This is a genomic window from Flavobacterium sp., assembly GCF_040383245.1.
In the GTDB taxonomy this organism is placed as follows: domain Bacteria; phylum Bacteroidota; class Bacteroidia; order Flavobacteriales; family Flavobacteriaceae; genus Flavobacterium.
The window spans coordinates 54,157-73,637 of record NZ_JBEIDX010000013.1 but is presented as its reverse complement, the minus strand read 5'-3'; the positions used below and the strand labels follow the sequence as shown (position 1 = coordinate 73,637).

Below are 19,481 nucleotides of genomic sequence, written 5' to 3'. Positions count from 1 at the left end.
TTATGTGGGAGAGTATGTCGCCGCCTTTTTTTATAAAACTCCAATCTGAAAAGATTGGAGTTTTTTTGTTTTAGTGCGGCGTGTTCGCAAGCTCGGTTCGCCGCCTTGTCATTGTGAGGAGGAACAACGTGGCAATCTCATCTGCTTTAGTTGTTTGCTAATTGTAACTATTTATTATTGCAAATGCTTTAGCAATAACATTTTCGCGTGAGGGATGGCAGCGAAAATCCTTTGTGAAACAAAGATTGGAAAAATTAGACTTTAAATTTTTGTAGTATTATTCATATAAATATTTATAATATTTTAACAAGTTTAATTTTTCATCGTTAAAAGTTGTATTTGGACGAATACTAAAATGTTATGAGTTTATATTTAATACTTTTCTTGATATTAATTATAAAATTTAATAACATGAACAAAATTATCTTAACAATTACAGCATTACTTATTTCACTAATTTTGAAGGCTCAATTGACATCAGCAGCTCCTTATTGCACACCAGTTTATCCTGCTAATACTACTTACAATATGATTCAAGACTTTAGTATTGGAAGTGCTATGATTCAAAATTTTGGCGTAATGGGTTCTTATGGGAATGTTGTAAATACATTTAAATACTACAATACTACATCTTTACCAACTCTTGCAAAAGGATCCGATTATACTTTTAAATTAAATTTTTACAGTGTTAACGACTCAGAACCTACATATTTTGCAGTATGGATTGATTTTAATAAAAATAATAACTTTGAAGATTCTGAAATTGTGATGCAAAATAGCAACACTACTAATACTGATTTGCCAACATTCGGTGGTGCAGTTACCATGATTACAAAGATATTAACAATTCCAACTACAGCTACACAAGGCTTAACAAGAATGAGAATAAAACGAGCAAGTAACAATATAAGTCCTTATGCTAACTATAATTCTAACTATATTTTATCTAGCTGCTCTTCAACAAATGCAATCGCATTAGGGTGTATGTATGATTTTAATGTTACAATAGGTCCTTCTTTGACTAATTCAAAATTTGAAATCGATACACTTAATGTCACTCCGAATCCAGTTGTAAATTCTTTACATATTAATAATATTCCAGATGAAATTTCAAATATTATGATTTATAATCAGTTAGGTCAAAATGTAAAATCAATAAATAGTGGATTTACTATAGGTATAGATGTTTCTGAATTGACAGAAGGTATATATTTTGCTAAAATTAATTTTGAAAATCAACTTGCAACTCAAACAATTAAATTTGTAAAAAAATAATTATCAATTATATTTTAAATAATAAACAACTTTTTTGTTTGCTTATTTATTTTGTAAATTTGGTTTCAAAGTTTATATTATGATATCTAATAAAAAAGTTGTTTGTTTTCTTCTAATGTTGTCTGTTATTTATTCCTGCGCTAAAAACCCTTTTACAGGAAAAAGCACTTTGGCTTTAGTTCCGAATAGTGAAATATTGCCTAGTGCATTTCAGCAATACAGTCAATTTTTGACAGAGAATAAAGTTATAACTGGAACTTCTGAGGCCAAAAATGTAGAAGTGGTTGGTAAAAAGATAAAGGATGCTGCAGAAAAATGGTTGAATGCAAATGGGTATGAAGGTTATCTTAAAGATTACCAATGGGAATATAAATTGGTTATAAACAAGGAGGTAAATGCTTGGTGTATGCCAGGGGGTAAAATAGTAGTGTATACTGGAATTTTACCAATTACAAAGGATGAAGCTGGACTTGCAACTGTGTTAGGTCATGAAGTATCTCATGCGCTTGCAAATCATGGTCAACAAAGAATGAGTGCTGGATTGTTACAACAGCTTGGTGCAGCAGGAGTTGGAGTTGCAGTAGGAACAAAAACTGCACAAACCCAACAAATTGCAATGACTGCATATGGAGCTGTTACACAATATGGAGGAATGTTGCCATTTAGTAGGAGTCATGAAAGTGAAGCAGATAAAATAGGGTTAACATTAATGGCAATTGCAGGATATAATCCGGAACAATCAGTTGTTTTTTGGGAAAGAATGGCTGAAAATTCCTCTTCATCCGGAAAAGCACCAGTAGAATTTGCTAGTACACACCCTTCTGATGCCACACGAATTGCAGATTTGAAGGCATTAATTCCTCAAGCTAAAGCTGAAGCTTTGAAATACGGAGTTGTATTTAAATAACATTTCAATAACATAGAATGATTATATTTGAAACTTATTTGTAAGTTTTTACTAAAATTATTTATATGTCAAATTTAGAAAAAGGGAATCCGAAACTTATTAATGCTTGGGCATTTTATGATTGGGCCAATTCAGTTTATAGCTTAGTAATTGCGACTGCAGTTTTTCCTATATATTATGAAGCTATTACTAGTGGTAATGGTGGAATTGTTACTTTTTTAGGAACAGAATTTCATAATTCTACATTACTTTCTTACTCTTTATCCTTCTCCTTTTTAATAGTTGCATTTTTATCTCCAGTACTTTCAGGGATTGCTGATTACACGGGTAATAAGAAACGATTCATGCAGTTTTTTTGTTACTTGGGATCTCTTTCTGTAATGGCATTATTCTTTTTTAATGGGGTGGAGAACTTGTGGATAGGAATCGTTTTTACAATATTAGCAAGCATTGGATTTTGGGGTAGTATTGTATTTTACAATTCATATTTACCTGAAATTGCATTACCTGAGCAACAAGATAGAGTTAGTGCAAAAGGGTTTATGTATGGATATTCAGGGTCAATACTATTGTTAGCATTTAATTTGATTATGATTATGAAGCCTGATTTATTTGGAATAACTGATTCAACGCTTCCTGCAAGAATTTCATTTTTAATGGTTGGTATTTGGTGGATGGGTTTTGCACAAGTCACTTTTTATTATTTACCTAACAAATTAATTAATAATAAATCAGATAAAGGTTTTGTTTTTAAAGGGATAAATGAGCTTAAATTAGTATTACAAAGTTTGAAAAAACTAACGAGTTTAAAACAGTTTTTAATTGCATTTTTCTTATATAGTATTGGAGTACAGACAATTATATTGTTAGCTGGGATCTATGGAAAAAAAGAACTTGGAATTGAAACCAATAAACTAATCATTACCATTTTGTTAATTCAAGTAATAGCAATATTTGGAGCTTATTTATTTGCTAGAATTTCAGAGCGTATTGGAAATATTAAAACTTTAAAACTAACTATAGCTATTTGGGGTTTGATTTGCTTTGCAGCCTTTTTATTAAATGCTCAAAATAAATATATTGATTTACAATTTTATACTTTAGGAGGAGTAATAGGTATGGTATTGGGTGCTATTCAATCATTATCCCGTTCTACTTATTCTAAATTATTACCAGAAACAGAAGACCATACCACCTATTTTAGTTTTTTTGATGTAACCGAAAAAATAGCAATCGTTTTAGGGACCTTTATTTTTGGTTTTGTTGGCTCGGTTACAGACTCTTTAAGAAACTCTATATTTATTTTGGCAGTATTTTTCTTATTAGGATATATAGTGTTAAGTTTTATGAAAAAAAACGAATTAGTTTCTCAATAAAATATTTTTATTCAACAAATAAATATAGCTATATTTGAAAAAATATTTTAATCATGAATTTCAAATCATTTTCGTTAGCAATTAGTTCTGTTGCATTTCTTTTTCTTTTTAACTCTTGTAATGTTGAACCAATAGATCCAGTTTTAGCTGATCAATTAGCTCAAAATAACTCATCTAATAACAATAATAATGGTGGTGGTCCTAATGGAGGTAATAACTCTATTGCAGGAACTTACTTATTAACAGCTTTTAACACATCAGTTCCAACTGATTTAAATGGAGATGGAACTGCTTCTATAAATCAAATGTCTGAAACTACATGTTTTAATAATAGTACTTTTATATTAAATTCAAATAATACTTTTACTGCTACTGGAGGTGGTATAGATATTGATTTATCAGTTACTCCAAATGTTTTAACCTGTTTTACTGACCCTTCCACTAATGGTACATGGACATTAAACGGAAATCAACTTACTACAAATTATATGGAAGGTGGAGTTAGTTATACAGATGTTTTTACCGTGGTTGGTAATACATTAATAATTACTGAACAAAACGGTGAAGTTGTTGGTATGGCTAATGGAAATCCTGTATTTTTAACATCTGATATTACAGCAATATATTCTAAACAATAATTTAGAATTTTAATTAATTAAATTAATCCGTCTTTATGACGGATTTTTTTTAATGGCATAATCCTTGTTTTATTTTGTTTATATTAGCTTAAAAATAGTTTTAGTTTAAACTAATCCAAATTACATTTATTTTAAAATAATTATATTAATATATAATGTCATATTGACTTAATTTATACCATGTCCAATCAAAAAATAATAACCTTTGACAGTTTGTCATTACAAGAATTTGATACTGAAGCAGAATTAATTCCGTTAATGACTCCCGAAGACGAAGAAGAAATGGCAAAAGAGGAGCTACCTGCTTCACTTCCTATTTTACCTTTACGGAATACTGTTCTTTTTCCTGGAGTAGTTATTCCGATTACTGCCGGAAGAGATAAATCTATTAAGTTAATTAACGAAGCTTATGCAGGTAGTAAAATAATTGGTGTAGTAGCCCAAAAAAATGAAGAAGAGGAAGATCCGACTATTAATGATGTTTATCAATTAGGGACTGTAGCAAGAATTCTTCGTGTTTTAAAAATGCCAGATGGTAATATCACAGTCATTCTTCAAGGTAAAAAACGATTTGAGATTGATGAAGTTATTTCCGAAACTCCTTATATTAAAGCAAAAGTAAAAGAGGTTTCTGAAAGCAAACCTAAAAAAAATGATAAAGAATTTTCTGCCATTGTTGACTCTATTAAGGAATTAGCAATTGAAATAATTAGAGAAAGTCCAAATATTCCTACCGAGGCTACTTTTGCAATTAAAAATATTGAAAGTCAGTCGTTTTTAATCAATTTTGTTTCTTCAAACATGAACCTTTCTGTAGAAGAAAAACAAAATTTATTGAACATGCATGTTCTTAAAGAACGCGCATTAGAGACTTTACGCTATATGAATGTAGAGTTACAAAAAATGGAAATCAAAAACGATATCCAATCAAAAGTTCGTTTTGATTTAGATCAGCAACAACGAGAGTATTTCTTGCATCAGCAAATGAAAACCATTCAAGAAGAATTGGGTGGCGTTTCTAATGAACAAGAATTTGAAGAAATGCGTCAGCGTGCAAAATCTCAAAAATGGGATGAAAAATCGCAAATGCATTTTGAAAAAGAGTTTTCTAAAATGCAAAGAATGAATCCGCAAGCTCCTGATTTTGGTATTCAGCGTAATTATTTGGATTTGTTTTTAGATTTACCATGGAACAAATATTCTAAAGATAATTTTGATTTAAAACATGCTCAAAAAATATTAGATCGAGATCATTTTGGATTGGAAGATGTTAAAAAAAGAATGATTGAACATCTTGCCGTTTTGAAATTGCGTAACGATATGAAATCGCCAATCATTTGTTTAACAGGGCCTCCGGGAGTTGGGAAAACTTCTATTGGAAAATCTGTTGCTGAAGCTTTAGGAAGAGAATATGTTCGTATTTCATTAGGTGGTTTGCGTGATGAAGCAGAAATTAGAGGGCATAGAAAAACCTACATTGGAGCGATGCCGGGAAGAATTATCCAAAGCATTAAAAAAGCAAAAACTTCAAACCCTGTTTTTATTTTAGATGAAATTGACAAACTTTCAATGAGTAATCAAGGAGATCCTTCTTCTGCATTGCTTGAAGTTTTAGATCCAGAGCAAAACAATTCTTTTTATGATAATTTCTTAGAATTAGGTTACGACTTGTCTAAAGTAATGTTTATTGCTACTTCAAATACCATGTCTACTATTCAACCTGCGCTTAGAGATCGTATGGAAATAATTAAAATGGCAGGTTATACTACAGAAGAGAAAGTTGAAATTGCGCGTCAGCATTTGTTTCCGAAACAATTAAAAGAACACGGATTAACTTCTAAAGATTTGACAATTGGAAAAAAACAATTAGAGAAAATAGTTGAAGGTTATACTCGTGAATCTGGAGTACGAAGCTTGGAACAGAAAATCGCTCAAGTGATTCGAAATGCAGCTAAATCAGTTGCTATGGATGAAGAATATAATAAAAAAGTAACTGACGAAGATATCATAAAAGTACTCGGAGCACCAAGATTACAACGCGATAAAGCCGAAGGAAACGAAGTTGCTGGAGTAGTTACTGGCTTGGCTTGGACTTCTGTAGGTGGGGATATTTTGTTTATTGAGTCATTAATTTCTAAAGGAAAAGGAATACTTACTTTAACCGGAAATCTTGGAACGGTAATGAAAGAATCTGCCACTATTGCTTTAGAATATATTAAGGCCAATGCAGCGTTATTTAATTTGGATCCCGATGTTATTTCAAAATATAATATTCATCTTCATGTGCCCGAAGGAGCAACTCCAAAGGATGGTCCGAGTGCAGGAATAGCTATGTTGACTTCACTTGTTTCTTTATATACGCAGCGAAAAATAAAGAAAGATATAGCAATGACCGGTGAAATTACTCTTCGAGGTAAAGTATTGCCAGTAGGTGGAATTAAAGAAAAAATTCTTGCTGCGAAACGAGCAAATATTAAAGAAATAATCCTTTGCCACGAAAACAAAAGAGATATTGATGAAATAAAAGCTGATTATTTAAATGGCCTAACATTTCATTATGTAAAAGAAATGAGCGAAGTAATTGATCTTGCTTTAACAAGCAGTAAAGTAAAAAATGCTAAAGTAATCGATTAACTTTTTATATGATTAATAAGTAAGGCATGAGAATTTTTATTTCATGCCTTTTTTATTTGTGTTTTTACTTAACTTTAAAAATAATATCTTCGCATTTTCGTTATAGACATGTCTTTGCCCATAATTATATGATTAATAAACAATTTATTTACCTTTTTTTTCTTGTTTGCACCATAGGCTATGGTCAAATAGGAGGCAGGTCGGTTTATCAGTTTCTAAATTTGGTTACTTCGCCTAGACAAGCTGCACTTGGGGGAAAAGTATTAACTATTTTTGATCAAGATGTAAACCAAGCACATTTTAATCCTGCTACAATAAATCCAGAAATGGATAACCATCTTGCAGTAAACTACGGAAATTATTTTGGGGCAGTTACCTATGGTACTGCTGCTTATGCCTATACATACGATCGGCATGTTCAAACTTTTCATGTAGGTGTGAATTATGTTAATTACGGAAAGTTTGAAGGATATGATGAATATGGTACGGCAACTTCTACTTTTACTGGAAGTGAAATGGCATTATCTTTTGGATATTCCTATAATGTGCCATTTACTAACTTTTATATTGGAGGAAACGCAAAATTAATCTCTTCTACCTTAGAAAGTTATAATTCTTATGGTGCTGCAGCAGATATTGGTGCTTTGTTTATTGATGAGCGGAATGATGTAAATTGGGCTTTAGTAGTTAGAAATATTGGAACTCAAATTACAACTTACTCCGGATTACAAGAAAAATTGCCACTTGAAGTATTAATTGGTGTTTCTCAAGAAGTAGAAAATGTTCCAATAAGATGGCATCTTACATTAGAAAATCTTCAACAATGGAATATTGCTTTTTCCAATCCCAATAGAGCCACAAGCACTATTGATGGCGGTGTAATTCCTGAAAAAGTTGGTTTCTTTAACAATGCATTGCGACATGTAGTTATTGGAGCTGAATTATTTCCAAAAAAAGGATTTAACTTACGCTTTGGTTATAATTTTAGAAGAGGAGAAGAGCTAGGGATAGAAGACCAGCGAAATTTTTCAGGTATTTCATTAGGTTTCGGATTAAAGATGAGTAATATCAAATTCAATTATTCTCATTCTAGATATTCATTAGCCGGAAATACAAGTCTTTTTGGCTTGACTATAAATTTTAATGATTAGAATTCTTTCCGCTTGGTTATCTATATTTGTAAAAATAAATTATGAAAAAAATTACTATTGCAATTGACGGTTTTTCATCCACAGGGAAAAGTACTCTAGCTAAACAACTAGCAAAACATTTAGGGTACATTTATGTAGATACCGGCGCAATGTATCGCGCCATCGCTTTATTTGCAATGCAAAATAATTTTATTTCAATAGATTCATTAGATAAAGAATCCTTGGTTAAAGCATTGCCTAATATAAAATTACAATTTCATTTTAATGCCGATTTGGGTTATGCCGAAATGTATTTAAATGATAGTTATGTTGAGAAAGAAATAAGAACTATTGAAGTTTCTAGTTTTGTAAGTCGAATTGCCGAAATTTCAGAAGTTCGTTCTAAATTAGTAGAGCAACAACAAGAAATGGGAAAAAATAAAGGTATTGTTATGGATGGACGCGATATTGGGACCGTTGTTTTTAAGGATGCTGAATTAAAAATATTCATGACTTCTAGCCCAGAAACTCGAGCACAAAGAAGATTTGAAGAATTGAAAGCTAAAGGTGATGTTGTCTCTTTTGAAGAAGTCCTTCAAAATGTTCAAGAGCGTGATTATATAGACACTCACAGGGCTGATTCTCCATTAGTAATGGCTGACGATGCAATTGAAATTGATAATTCTTATCTAACTCGAGAAGAGCAATTTGCTGCAGTACTAGAATTATCTGAAGAATTAATTAACTCTTTATAGTACGATTTTTAAGGTTTAATAGTAATTGCAGGCTACTAGAAATTACTATTGTTAGAGTGGCTCCAATAAAATTTAGCCATAAATAACCTAATTTTTCTTGTCCGCTTGGGTAGATATGAATAAAATAATAGTAGATAAAGAAAATCGATATTTGACTCAAAACTGCACTATAGAAAATTGATTTTCCTTTTACGAATTTAAATAAAAACCCAACCAGGAAAATCCCTAAAACTGTTCCGTAAAATATAGACCCTAAAAGGTTTACCAACTGAATTAAGTTCTCAAAAAGAGTACAAAAACAAGCAAATAAAATAGCAATTATTCCCCAACCCAATGTAAATAACTGGGTTGAATAAAGTAGTTGTTTTTCAGTTAATTCTGATTTTGTATTTCGTTTGTATATATCTATGGCGGTTGTAGATGCTAATGCGGTGAGTTCTGAAGCAGATGATGACATTGCTGCAGAAAGAATTACAGCTAGAAGAAGTCCGATTAATCCCTTTGGTAAATAATTTAAAATAAAATGAAGAAACACATAATCTTTATCATTTGTTTCGGCTTTAATATCTGCTTTTTCAATTAATTCTTTTGCTTGATCTCTAAGGTCTTTTTCTCTTCCAGCCAATTCTTTTAGTTTATTCCTCAGAATGGGGTTGTCAAAATTTTGATTTAAATGATCTATATATAATAAGTTGTACTCTTTTTTTTCTTCACCTAAATTGGTTAGTTTTTTTTCTAAATCCTGATATTCTTCTTTGTATTTTGAGTGTTCAATAAGTGCTTTGTTATTCGGATTGAAATTTAAAGGAACTGTATTAAATTGAAAAAATACAAATACCATTACTCCAGTTAGAAGTATGAAAAACTGCATCGGAACTTTTAAAAATCCATTTAAAATTAATCCCATCTGGCTCTCTCTATCTGTTTTTCCAGATAAATAACGGCCGACCTGAGTTTGGTCTGTTCCAAAATAGGAGAGCATTAAGAAAAAACCACCAGTAATACCAGTCCACACGGTGTATCTTGTTTCGGTATCCAAGGAGAAATCAAGAATATTCATTTTGTCATTTGCACCTGCAATATGCAACGCATTTGAAAAAGTCATTTCATTTGGAAGCATATGCAGAATAAGATAGAAAGTGACAAACATTCCAACTAAAATTACAAACATTTGTTGTTTTTGAGTAACATTCACCGCTTTGGTTCCGCCAATGAAGGTGTAGAAAATAACCGAAATACCAATAATAATATTTAATGCTGTAATGTTCCAGCCTAATAGTGTGGATAAGATAATTGAAGGCGCATAAATTGTAATACCTGCAGCTAATCCTCTTTGAATTAAAAATAATATTGCTGCAAGAGATCGAGTTTTAACATCAAAGCGTTGCTCTAAGTATTGATAGGCGGTAAAAATTTTGTATTTATGATAAATAGGAATGAAAACAATACATATCACAATCATTGCAATAGGTAATCCAAAATAGAATTGAATAAAACCCATCCCGTCATGATAAGCTTGACCAGGAGTTGAAAGGAAAGTAATTGCAGATGCTTGGGTTGCCATTACTGATAAACCAACTAACCACCAAGGTGTTTCCTTGTTTGCAAGGATATATTCTTCTACATTTTTACTCCCACGAGTTTTGTAAACACCATAAAATATGATGAATAATAAAGTTGCAGATAATATGATCCAATCGATTTGCTGCATGAGTTATGAGAAAATTTGCATTAAAACATAAAACAATACTATAAATAAGGCATTCGTTACCAAAAGCCAAGTATAATTAATTTTCCAACGATTTTGTTTATTCATAATAATTGAATTATGCTGCTAGCATTATTGGTTTATTAATTTCAACTTACATTTTTATAAAGAATAAAAGTATTGTAAATCTACAAAATATTCAGGAAATTTTGTGATAAATAACGGTACACTTTTTCAGTTGGTAAGCCAACCACATTGGTGTAGGACCCTTCAATTTTTGATATTCCGATTAGTCCTATCCAATCTTGAATACCATAGGCACCTGCTTTATCAAAAGGCTTGTAGTTTTTTAAATAATAATATATAGATTCCTCACTTAATTCTCTAAAGGTTACTTTGGTAGTATCAAACAGAGTATCAACTTTAAATTTAGTTTTAAAACAAACCGATGTAATTACTTCGTGAGTAGCGTTTGACAATGATTTTAATATCGTAACAGCATCGTCATAATCTTTAGGTTTTCCTAGCGCTTTATTTTCAAGCCAAACCAAGGTGTCGCTTGTAATTAGAATTTCATTTTCTGCTAATTCTCCATCAAAAGCATTAGCTTTTAATTCGGCTAAATAATTGGTGATTTCTTCAGCTACAAGGTTGTCAGGATAAATTTCTTCTATTTCTTTTAAACGAATTTCAAAGTCAAATTGATTTTCAATATCAAAATCTTTGAAAAATTGTTGACGTCTAGGTGAGCCAGAAGCTAAAATTATTTTATGAGGCTTAGCCATGATGTTTGATGTTGTAGGTTATTACCCAGATTGATAAAACTCCGAAAAATATTATCCATTTTAACAACTTACTGCAATTTTTATAGTCTTCTTTTTCTTTAGCATTCCATATCTGGATTAATCCAACTAGCATTGGAGCAATCACAAAAACTAATATATAGATCATCCCAATAAATAAATTATTTTCAAATAGGTAATTATAGGAATAATAGAATAAGTAAAGAAGTGGTAATAGTAATAAAATAAAAGCAATTTTATTTGATTTTTTAATTCCGATAACTACTGGTAAAGTTTTAATTTCCTGAGTTCTATCTTTTTCAAAATTAAGTATATTTATAATTATTTCGCGAACCAAATAGATCATGAATACAAACTTGGCATAATCCATTAAAATTGAAAATGCCACACTCATTTGCTGTTGGTTAATTTCAAAAGTATTTGGAAAAATGTCAAATATTCCAATTATTATTATGCTAAAAGATAAAATGGATGCTATTAATAAATTTCCAAGAAAGGCAATGTTTTTAATACTACTTGCGTAGAAATAGAGTAGGGTTGCAACTAGCACAAATAGTATTGCAAAATTAGAATGTTCAACAGAATTAGCTAAAATAAATCCGCATCCAACACCTGCAATTGTTAGTCCAGCATATAGGTTATATGCTGCCGATTCTGAAATGTAAGTTCCAATTAATGCTTTACTATCGTTATTTATTTGATTAGATTCTTGATCAAAAATAGCAGTAATAACAAAACCACCTGCTGCAATAAAAACCGTTGACAAGATCAATAAAGTGTATTGCCAATAAAATAAAGAAAGCGGAATTTGAACTTGCTCTAAATATCCAAACCGAATAATCAACTGCATTAAAGCTAATTGCAATAAGTTTTTATAACGAATTAATTGTAGGAATTTCATTTGTAATAATAATTAACTAAATTTTAATCGTGTTTTCCGTTATAATATAAATGCCATTTACCTTGCACTTTCATTACCTGTTCAATCACATCTCTAACGGCTCCTTTTCCACCGTTTTTATGAGATATATAAGCAGATATTGCTTTAATCTCCGGACTAGAATCTTGAGGACAAGTAGGTAATCCCACCAACTGCATTACATGATAATCGGGAATATCATCACCCATATACAATACAGTTTCAGGTTTGATGTTATATAATTCTGTATATTCTTTAAAGGTTTCAACTTTATCTGGACTACCAAGATGGATATCATGTATACCTAAATTTCGTAAACGAATTCGGACTCCTTCATTTTTCCCACCTGAAATAATGCAAACATTATAGCCACTTTCTAGAGCAGCTTTCATTGCAAATCCATCTCTAATATTCATGATTCGAAGCATTTCGCCATTTTCAGTAACATGTACCGAACTGTCTGTTAATACGCCATCTACATCAAAAATGAAGGTGGTAATTTGATTCATTATTTCTTTATAACTTGCCATTATCAATTATTGATTTTGTTAGTATTTTGTATATTTCTTTATGATTCGGATTTGATAAAAAATCTAAATGTTTGTTTATTGTTATCGTATCATTTCTTTTTGCAGGGCCCGTTTGGGCTTCTTTTGGAGAAAGTGAATTGATTTTATTTGCTGTCTCAAAAATTAATGGTTTTAATATTTCAAAAGATACTCTGTTTTCATCACAAATCTCATTCCCAATTTGAAATAAATGATTGGTAAAATTATTTACAAAAACTGCGGCAACATGCAATGATTTTCGTTGATTTGAATCAATTTCAAAAACATTATTTGAAATAGCTGATGCAACTTCATGAAGCAATTCTAAATCCGAATTTGATTCGGCTTCAATGCATAAAGGTACTTCTTTGAAATTTATTTCTTTGGTTTTGGATAATGTTTGCAGCGGATAAAAAACTCCTTTTCGATTGGAATTACTTAAACTTTCCATGGCTACACTTCCAGAAGTATGCACTACCAATTGATTTGAAAAAGGAATTTGATCTGAAACCGATGTGATAACATCATCAGAAACGGCTATGATAAATAAATCTACAGGCTGTAATTCATTAAAATTCTGGGTAATAGCAACTGATTTTGAATCAGGAAAATTAGCTGTGGGGTTTCGAGAATAAACTTGAACCAATTCAATATTTTCTGCTTTTTCAAAAGCGGAGATTAAATGTTGGGCTACATTCCCTGAACCAATTATACTTACTGATATCATTTTGTAAAAATATTCATTTTTTTTGAATTTGCATTAAATTCATTTATTGAAATAAACACCTCTTAAAAATCACTTAAAACCTATTTAATACAATTATTAATCCACAATTTTAATTTACTTTTGCAATTCCAAATTAATTGGTTTTATAAATTTTTTCATAATGAATAAAAAGTATTTTTCTTTCCTTTTTTCTACAAGATTAATGGCAATTTTGTTTTTAGGTTTTGCACTTGCAATGGGAATAGGAACCTTTATTGAGAGTTATTACAATACAGATACTGCAAGAATATGGATTTATAATGCCTGGTGGTTTGAAGTAATCATGGTATTCTTCATGATAAATTTTGCAGGAAATATTAAAAGATACCAACTGTACAAAAAAGAAAAATGGGCCACTTTATTATTGCATTTATCTTTTGTATTAATCATTTTTGGAGCATTTATAACTAGATATATTAGTTATGAAGGCATGATGCCAATTCGTGAAGGAGCAACAGCAAATCAGGTGTATTCTAGCAATAATTTTCTTACTGTTTTTGTAGATGGCGAATACCATGGTGAATTAAAAAGACGTTTATTTGAGCAGCCGTTGTTATTGTCTCCAGCTGTTTATCCACCATTTGCAAGTAACTATTTTGCTATAAATGATAAGTTTGATTCTACACCATTTAAAATTTCTTATAAAGATTTTATAATGGATGCCAAAGACACCATAAAAGCAACTTCAAGTGGTAAGCTGTTTTTTAAAATGGTAGAATCGGGTGGAGGTTCTCGTCATGAACATTATTTAGAGGGAGGTACTGTAACAAACATTCACAATGTTCTTTTTGCTTTAAATAAACCAACTAAAGGTGCAATTAATATTACTGTAAAGGGATCTTCAACTACTATTGAAGCACCATTTGACGGTCAATTTATGCGTATGGCTGATAAGCTTCAGGGAACAGTTACTAAAGATGCCATTCAACCGTTAATGTTTCGTTCACTTTATAATGTTGGTGGTGCACAATTTGTTTTTCCAGAGCAACCTATTAACGGAGTAAAAGATATTGTTTCGGGTAATGATTATAAGAAAAAAAATTCTTCCGATGCATTAGTTCTTACAATTGATTCTGAAGGTAAATCTAAAGACATTGTACTTAAAGGATCAAAAGGAACTGCAGGCGAACCCCAAGTCGTGAAATTAGGAAAGTTAGAATACACATTGTTTTTTGGCAGTAAAGTATATACCTTACCTTTCAATATTACTTTGAATGATTTTGTTGCCAAAAAATACCCAGGTACCGAAAAGAGTTATTCCTCGTACGAAAGTAAAGTAACCGTTACGGAAAATGAATCTAAATTTAATGCCGATATTTATATGAATCATATTTTAGATCACGGTGGCTATCGCTTTTTTCAATCTTCATTTGATCCAGATGAAAAAGGAACTATCCTTTCTGTAAACCACGATTATTGGGGAACTATGATTACTTATATTGGTTATTTCTTCTTGTTTTTTGCCATGATGGCGATATTATTTGTAAAAAACACCCGATTTGCAGATATAAAAAGAAAATTAGAAGAAGTGAAAAACAAAAAATCCAAATTGTTTTCTATTCTGCTTTTACTAGGAACTTTAAATGGTTTTTCACAGCACCATGATAAGCAAACTAAATTTAATTATTTAGATTCTATTTTGGCTTATAAAGTACCAGAAGCACAAGCAGAAAAGTTTGGTCGCTTGGTGATACAAGACGATGGTGGTAGGATGAAACCGATAAATACTTTTTCATCTGAATTACTTCGAAAAGTTAGCAAACGCGAAACTTATGAAGGTATGAATTCCGATCAAGTGTTTATTTCGATGTCTCAATTTCCTGCAGCTTGGTTTGAGTTGCCTTTGATTTATATCAAAAAAGGTAATGATAGTATTCGTAAAATTATCGGGGTAAACCCAGAAGAAAAGTATGTGACTTTTAGATCGCTATTTGACAAAATGGGAAATTATAAATTGAGCCCTTATTTGGATGATGCCTATAAAACCAATACTCCAAATCAGTTTCAAAAAGATTTTATTGAAGTAGATAAAAAAGTAAATATTTTAAATTCTGCATTAAGTGGGAATATTTTAAAAATCTTTCCAATTCCAAATGATAAAAACAACAAGTGGCTATCCTTTTTAGAAATAGATCATCCAAAGGGTAATGACTTAGATGCAATTAAAAATGCTCTGCCGTATTATTTTGACGCTTTAGCAAAAGCAGCAAAAACCAATGATTATACTTTGGCAAATACCATGTTGCTAGGTATGGAAAATTATCAGAAAAAATATGGTAAAGCGGTTCGCCCATCAGATGATCAAATAACTTCCGAGATTTTGTTAAACAAATTTGATGTTTTTAAAAATCTGTTTTGGTTGTATATGCTAGCGGGTAGCTTAATGTTAATTATGGTTATTGTTAGTATTTTCTTCAATAACAAACCCATTCGAATTGCAGTTAATGCATTTCATATAATTGTCGGAGTTTTATTCGGTTTGCATACTTTAGGTCTAATTGCGCGTTGGTATGTTTCTGGTCATGCACCATGGAGTAACGCTTATGAGAGTATGATTTATGTTGCATGGGCTACGATGTTTTTCACTTTAGCGTTTGATAGAAAATCGAAATTAACTGTTGCTTCTGGAACTTTTGTGGCTTCAATGATTTTGATGGTGGCCCATTTAAACTGGTTAGATCCTTCTATTGCCAATTTGCAACCTGTACTTAATTCGTATTGGTTGATGATTCACGTTGCGGTAATTGTGGCGAGTTATGGTCCGTTTACATTAGGAATGGTTTTAGGGTTGGTAGCCTTATTTTTAATGTTGTTTACTAACGAAAGCAACAAAGAAAAAATGACTTTACACATCAAAGAAATTACCTATATCAATGAAATGGCATTAACTATTGGATTAGTTATGCTTACCATAGGAAACTTTTTAGGAGGTCAATGGGCCAATGAAAGTTGGGGAAGGTATTGGGGTTGGGACCCAAAAGAAACGTGGGCTCTTATTAGTATTATGGTTTATGCATTTGTAATTCATGCGCGTTTTGTTCCTGCTTTAAGAGGTTTATTCTCATTTAATTTCATGAGTGTTTTGGCATTTGCATCGATTTTAATGACTTACTTCGGAGTTAATTTCCACCTTACCGGAATGCATTCTTATGCATCGGGTGAAAAACAAAATGTAGAGATTTATTTATATGTATTCGTTATATACATGATTTTCTCCACTTTTGTTTATTTGAAATATCGAAAAATTTTTAAAAAATAATTATGAAAAAGTTAGTATTAATATTTGGATTGAGTCTTTTATTTAGCTGTAAAAATCAAGCGCAGGAAGCTGCTGTCGTAAAACCTTTAAACACAAATATAATGTCGAAAGAAACAATTTATTCTTATAAAGTAAAAGATTTGTCTGGAAATGAATTTGATTTTGCTTCACTAAAAGGAAAGAAAATTCTAATTGTAAATACTGCTTCTAAATGTGGATTAACTCCTCAATACAAAGATTTGGAAGCTATTTATGAAAAGTATAAATCTAACAATTTTGTGGTTGTTGGTTTTCCTGCAAATAATTTTGCTGCGCAAGAACCAGGATCTAGCAAAGAGATTAGTGAATTTTGTCAAAAAAATTACGGAGTTACTTTTCCAATGATGGAAAAAGTGTCTGTAAATGGAGGTGATATGTGTGCTGTTTATCAGTTTTTAACTCAAAAATCAAAAAACGGATTACAAGACAGTGAAGTAGAATGGAATTTTCAAAAATATTTGATTAATGAAAAAGGTGAATTAGAGAAAGTAATACTACCACGGGTGCTTCCAACAGATCAAGAAATAGTTAATTGGATTAACAAATAATTTTTATTTTCAAATGTTTTGGTATCTTAAAAGTCCTTTTATTCCAGTAAAAGGATTTTTTTTAGGTCTATTTATTATTTTTTATTACTTTTACACACCAAACAACGCTTCATTATGAGTCAAAAAATATTGCTCACTTCCAAAGAAGTTACTATCATCTTAAATCGTTTGGCCTGTCAGTTAATCGAAAAACATCTTGATTTTTCAAATACCGTACTAATTGGTTTACAACCTCGAGGTAAATATTTAGCCCAACGCATTAAGCAAATTTTAGAATCTGAGTATCAAATAAATAATATTTGCCTTGGATTTTTAGATATTACCTTTTTTAGAGATGATTTCCGTAGAGGTGAAAAACCCTTGGAAGCTAATATAACCCAAATTGATTTCTTGGTAGAAAATAAAAAAGTCGTTTTCATCGACGATGTTTTATATACTGGAAGAAGTATCAATGCAGCTTTAACTGCGATTCAATCATTTGGTCGTCCAATAGAAGTGGAATTATTGACCTTAATAGACAGAAGATTTAGCCGTCATTTACCAATTCAACCCGATTACAGAGGTAGACAAGTAGATGCTATTAATGGCGAAAAAGTGAAAGTTTGCTGGCTAGAAAAAGAAGGAGAAGATGCCGTTTATTTGATTAAAGAATAGATTTATGAAAGAATTAAGTGTAAACCATTTATTAGGAATTAAATATCTAGTTAAAGAAGATATTGATTTGATATTTGAAACCGCCGATCACTTTAAAGAAGTAATCAATAGACCTATTAAAAAAGTCCCTTCATTACGAGATATAACTATCGCTAATATATTTTTCGAAAATAGTACTCGTACCAAGTTATCTTTCGAATTAGCTCAAAAAAGACTTTCGGCAGATGTAATTAGTTTTTCAGCAGCGCAATCTTCAGTTAAAAAAGGAGAAACACTTATCGATACAGTAAATAACATACTTTCTATGAAAGTTGATATGGTGGTAATGCGCCATGCCAATCCGGGAGCTGCTTATTTCTTATCTCAAAATGTAAACGCAAGTATTGTAAATGCAGGAGATGGTGCCCATGAGCACCCAACTCAAGCCTTGTTGGATAGTTTTTCAATAAGAGAGAAACTTGGCGAAGTGGCTGGAAAAAAAGTAGTAATTGTTGGCGATATTTTACATTCGCGTGTTGCATTATCCAATATTTATGCCCTTCAAATGCAAGGAGCCGAGGTTAAAGTATGTGGTCCAAAAACTTTAATTCCGAAATACATTGAAAGTCTTGGTGTAACTGTAGAACCTAATCTTCGTAAAGCCTTAGAATGGTGTGATGTAGCCAATATGTTGCGTGTACAAAACGAAAGAATGGATGTGAATTATTTTCCATCTACCAGAGAATATGCCCAGCAATATGGAGTAGATAAAGCTTTATTAGATTCATTAAACAAAGAAATTATTATCATGCATCCGGGCCCAATTAACCGCGGAGTTGAAATTACTTCGGATGTTGCGGATTCACAACAATCTGTAATCTTGGATCAAGTTGAAAACGGAGTTGCAATACGAATGGCAGTAATCTATTTATTAGCATCCAAAATAAAACAATAACAATTCATCCATGAAAGTAGATCAAAAAGGACATACTACAATAATTAGAGATACGCAAGGTGATATTCAGAATTTTCTAAATAAACTTACTCATGAACAGGGTAGTTATAAAAGTAAGAATTTAATTTTGGATGTTACTCATGATAAAAATGTAGCGCTTTCAGATATAAAATTGTTTTCCGAATTAGTAAAAACGCACAGCAGTAATAATAAATCAATTGTTATCGTTGCTTCGGATATTGATTTTAATTCTGTACCAGCACAAATTACGGTGGTTCCTTCAATACAAGAAGCACATGATATCATTGAAATGGAAGAAATAGAACGCGATTTAGGATTTTAATTTGATACTATGAAAATTAATAATAAAATGGTTTTTTATATTTATGTCGCAGTATTATTTATTTTGACCTATTTATTAGCAAGTCGCTTAATAAAAGGAATTAAAACTCAGGAGTTTGATTTTCTCAAAATAGGAGTAAATGCATTATTATTAATTTATGTTATTGTTCAAGTTGTTCGTTTGGGTAATATAGAAAATAATAAAAAAGAATAAATCAATTTGATAGTTAGTTCTAACTTTATAAA

At 31.0% G+C, this 19,481-nt stretch carries 18 protein-coding genes; 13 read left to right on the top strand and 5 right to left on the bottom strand.

Annotated elements, in window-relative coordinates; genetic code table 11:
* Positions 1-411 precede the first annotated feature (411 nt).
* From ABWO08_RS07130 to cmk, 7 genes are all read left to right on the top strand, one after another.
* Positions 412-1,275, top strand: a complete 864-nt coding sequence (locus ABWO08_RS07130; protein ID WP_353084684.1) for a T9SS type A sorting domain-containing protein — start codon at positions 412-414, stop codon at positions 1,273-1,275.
* Between the two features lie 79 nt (positions 1,276-1,354).
* Entirely contained in the window at positions 1,355-2,182 is an 828-nt protein-coding gene (locus ABWO08_RS07125; protein WP_353084682.1) for a M48 family metallopeptidase, read from the top strand.
* Positions 2,183-2,247: 65 nt separating this feature from the next.
* Positions 2,248-3,558 carry an MFS transporter gene (locus ABWO08_RS07120; RefSeq protein WP_353084680.1) on the top strand — a complete coding sequence of 437 codons (1,311 nt, stop codon included), beginning with the start codon at positions 2,248-2,250 and terminating at the stop codon, positions 3,556-3,558.
* A gap of 53 nt (positions 3,559-3,611) precedes the next feature.
* A complete protein-coding gene (locus tag ABWO08_RS07115) occupies positions 3,612-4,196 on the top strand; it encodes a lipocalin-like domain-containing protein (protein ID WP_353084679.1) in 585 nt (194 codons plus the stop codon).
* Between the two features lie 180 nt (positions 4,197-4,376).
* Positions 4,377-6,830: an endopeptidase La gene (gene lon / locus ABWO08_RS07110; RefSeq protein ID WP_353084677.1), complete on the top strand. Its 2,454-nt coding sequence runs from the start codon at positions 4,377-4,379 to the stop codon at positions 6,828-6,830.
* A 128-nt stretch (positions 6,831-6,958) separates the two neighbouring features.
* Positions 6,959-7,981 (top strand): type IX secretion system protein PorQ, encoded by a 1,023-nt coding sequence (gene porQ / locus ABWO08_RS07105; RefSeq protein WP_353084675.1) that lies wholly within the window; start codon positions 6,959-6,961, stop codon positions 7,979-7,981.
* Positions 7,982-8,022: 41 nt separating this feature from the next.
* Positions 8,023-8,715 carry a (d)CMP kinase gene (cmk, locus tag ABWO08_RS07100; protein WP_353084673.1) on the top strand — a complete coding sequence of 231 codons (693 nt, stop codon included), beginning with the start codon at positions 8,023-8,025 and terminating at the stop codon, positions 8,713-8,715.
* On the opposite strand, the gene ABWO08_RS07095 is transcribed toward cmk, so the two are convergent.
* From ABWO08_RS07095 to ABWO08_RS07075, 5 genes are all read right to left on the bottom strand, one after another.
* A complete protein-coding gene (locus tag ABWO08_RS07095) occupies positions 8,702-10,426 on the bottom strand; it encodes a sodium:solute symporter family protein (RefSeq protein ID WP_353084671.1) in 1,725 nt (574 codons plus the stop codon). The two genes, cmk and ABWO08_RS07095, sit on opposite strands and share 14 nt — an antisense overlap.
* Positions 10,427-10,611: 185 nt before the next feature.
* Positions 10,612-11,208 carry a Maf-like protein gene (locus tag ABWO08_RS07090; protein ID WP_353084669.1) on the bottom strand — a complete coding sequence of 199 codons (597 nt, stop codon included), beginning with the start codon at positions 11,206-11,208 and terminating at the stop codon, positions 10,612-10,614.
* Positions 11,201-12,127 carry a geranylgeranylglycerol-phosphate geranylgeranyltransferase gene (locus ABWO08_RS07085; protein ID WP_353084667.1) on the bottom strand — a complete coding sequence of 309 codons (927 nt, stop codon included), beginning with the start codon at positions 12,125-12,127 and terminating at the stop codon, positions 11,201-11,203. Before ABWO08_RS07085 ends, ABWO08_RS07090 begins: the two co-directional genes overlap by 8 nt.
* 23 nt (positions 12,128-12,150) lie before the next feature.
* Positions 12,151-12,678 carry a KdsC family phosphatase gene (locus ABWO08_RS07080; RefSeq protein WP_353084686.1) on the bottom strand — a complete coding sequence of 176 codons (528 nt, stop codon included), beginning with the start codon at positions 12,676-12,678 and terminating at the stop codon, positions 12,151-12,153.
* Positions 12,662-13,420 carry a Rossmann-like and DUF2520 domain-containing protein gene (locus tag ABWO08_RS07075; protein ID WP_353084665.1) on the bottom strand — a complete coding sequence of 253 codons (759 nt, stop codon included), beginning with the start codon at positions 13,418-13,420 and terminating at the stop codon, positions 12,662-12,664. Before ABWO08_RS07075 ends, ABWO08_RS07080 begins: the two co-directional genes overlap by 17 nt.
* Positions 13,421-13,580: 160 nt before the next feature.
* Here ABWO08_RS07075 and ABWO08_RS07070 point away from each other — a divergent pair, with 160 nt between their 5' ends.
* From ABWO08_RS07070 to ABWO08_RS07045, 6 genes are all read left to right on the top strand, one after another.
* Positions 13,581-16,718 (top strand): cytochrome c biogenesis protein CcsA, encoded by a 3,138-nt coding sequence (locus ABWO08_RS07070; RefSeq protein ID WP_353084663.1) that lies wholly within the window; start codon positions 13,581-13,583, stop codon positions 16,716-16,718.
* 2 nt (positions 16,719-16,720) lie between these two features.
* Positions 16,721-17,305 (top strand): glutathione peroxidase, encoded by a 585-nt coding sequence (locus ABWO08_RS07065; RefSeq protein ID WP_353084661.1) that lies wholly within the window; start codon positions 16,721-16,723, stop codon positions 17,303-17,305.
* Positions 17,306-17,419: 114 nt separating this feature from the next.
* Entirely contained in the window at positions 17,420-17,959 is a 540-nt protein-coding gene (gene pyrR, locus ABWO08_RS07060; RefSeq protein WP_353084660.1) for a bifunctional pyr operon transcriptional regulator/uracil phosphoribosyltransferase PyrR, read from the top strand.
* A 4-nt stretch (positions 17,960-17,963) separates the two neighbouring features.
* The gene (locus ABWO08_RS07055; RefSeq protein ID WP_353084658.1) at positions 17,964-18,893 is read left to right on the top strand and encodes an aspartate carbamoyltransferase catalytic subunit; all 930 of its coding nucleotides are present in this window, start codon (positions 17,964-17,966) and stop codon (positions 18,891-18,893) included.
* Between the two features lie 10 nt (positions 18,894-18,903).
* Positions 18,904-19,236, top strand: coding sequence for a ribonuclease Z (locus tag ABWO08_RS07050; protein ID WP_353084657.1), 333 nt, complete (start codon positions 18,904-18,906; stop codon positions 19,234-19,236).
* A gap of 9 nt (positions 19,237-19,245) precedes the next feature.
* Entirely contained in the window at positions 19,246-19,449 is a 204-nt protein-coding gene (locus ABWO08_RS07045; RefSeq protein WP_353084656.1) for a hypothetical protein, read from the top strand.
* Positions 19,450-19,481: the final 32 nt, after the last annotated feature.

What these genes read in the sequence shown, in the direction of transcription:
- porQ (WP_353084675.1), top strand. Translation starts at nt 6,959, where the DNA reads ATGATTAATAAACAATTTATTTACCTTTTTTTTCTTGTTTGCACCATA.
- ABWO08_RS07115 (WP_353084679.1), top strand. Translation starts at nt 3,612, where the DNA reads ATGAATTTCAAATCATTTTCGTTAGCAATTAGTTCTGTTGCATTTCTT.
- ABWO08_RS07045 (WP_353084656.1), top strand. Translation starts at nt 19,246, where the DNA reads ATGAAAATTAATAATAAAATGGTTTTTTATATTTATGTCGCAGTATTA.
- ABWO08_RS07125 (WP_353084682.1), top strand. Translation starts at nt 1,355, where the DNA reads ATGATATCTAATAAAAAAGTTGTTTGTTTTCTTCTAATGTTGTCTGTT.
- ABWO08_RS07055 (WP_353084658.1), top strand. Translation starts at nt 17,964, where the DNA reads ATGAAAGAATTAAGTGTAAACCATTTATTAGGAATTAAATATCTAGTT.
- cmk (WP_353084673.1), top strand. Translation starts at nt 8,023, where the DNA reads ATGAAAAAAATTACTATTGCAATTGACGGTTTTTCATCCACAGGGAAA.
- ABWO08_RS07090 (WP_353084669.1), bottom strand. Translation starts at nt 11,208, where the DNA reads ATGGCTAAGCCTCATAAAATAATTTTAGCTTCTGGCTCACCTAGACGT.
- ABWO08_RS07065 (WP_353084661.1), top strand. Translation starts at nt 16,721, where the DNA reads ATGAAAAAGTTAGTATTAATATTTGGATTGAGTCTTTTATTTAGCTGT.
- ABWO08_RS07050 (WP_353084657.1), top strand. Translation starts at nt 18,904, where the DNA reads ATGAAAGTAGATCAAAAAGGACATACTACAATAATTAGAGATACGCAA.
- pyrR (WP_353084660.1), top strand. Translation starts at nt 17,420, where the DNA reads ATGAGTCAAAAAATATTGCTCACTTCCAAAGAAGTTACTATCATCTTA.
- ABWO08_RS07120 (WP_353084680.1), top strand. Translation starts at nt 2,248, where the DNA reads ATGTCAAATTTAGAAAAAGGGAATCCGAAACTTATTAATGCTTGGGCA.
- ABWO08_RS07095 (WP_353084671.1), bottom strand. Translation starts at nt 10,426, where the DNA reads ATGCAGCAAATCGATTGGATCATATTATCTGCAACTTTATTATTCATC.
- ABWO08_RS07085 (WP_353084667.1), bottom strand. Translation starts at nt 12,127, where the DNA reads ATGAAATTCCTACAATTAATTCGTTATAAAAACTTATTGCAATTAGCT.
- lon (WP_353084677.1), top strand. Translation starts at nt 4,377, where the DNA reads ATGTCCAATCAAAAAATAATAACCTTTGACAGTTTGTCATTACAAGAA.
- ABWO08_RS07075 (WP_353084665.1), bottom strand. Translation starts at nt 13,420, where the DNA reads ATGATATCAGTAAGTATAATTGGTTCAGGGAATGTAGCCCAACATTTA.
- ABWO08_RS07070 (WP_353084663.1), top strand. Translation starts at nt 13,581, where the DNA reads ATGAATAAAAAGTATTTTTCTTTCCTTTTTTCTACAAGATTAATGGCA.
- ABWO08_RS07130 (WP_353084684.1), top strand. Translation starts at nt 412, where the DNA reads ATGAACAAAATTATCTTAACAATTACAGCATTACTTATTTCACTAATT.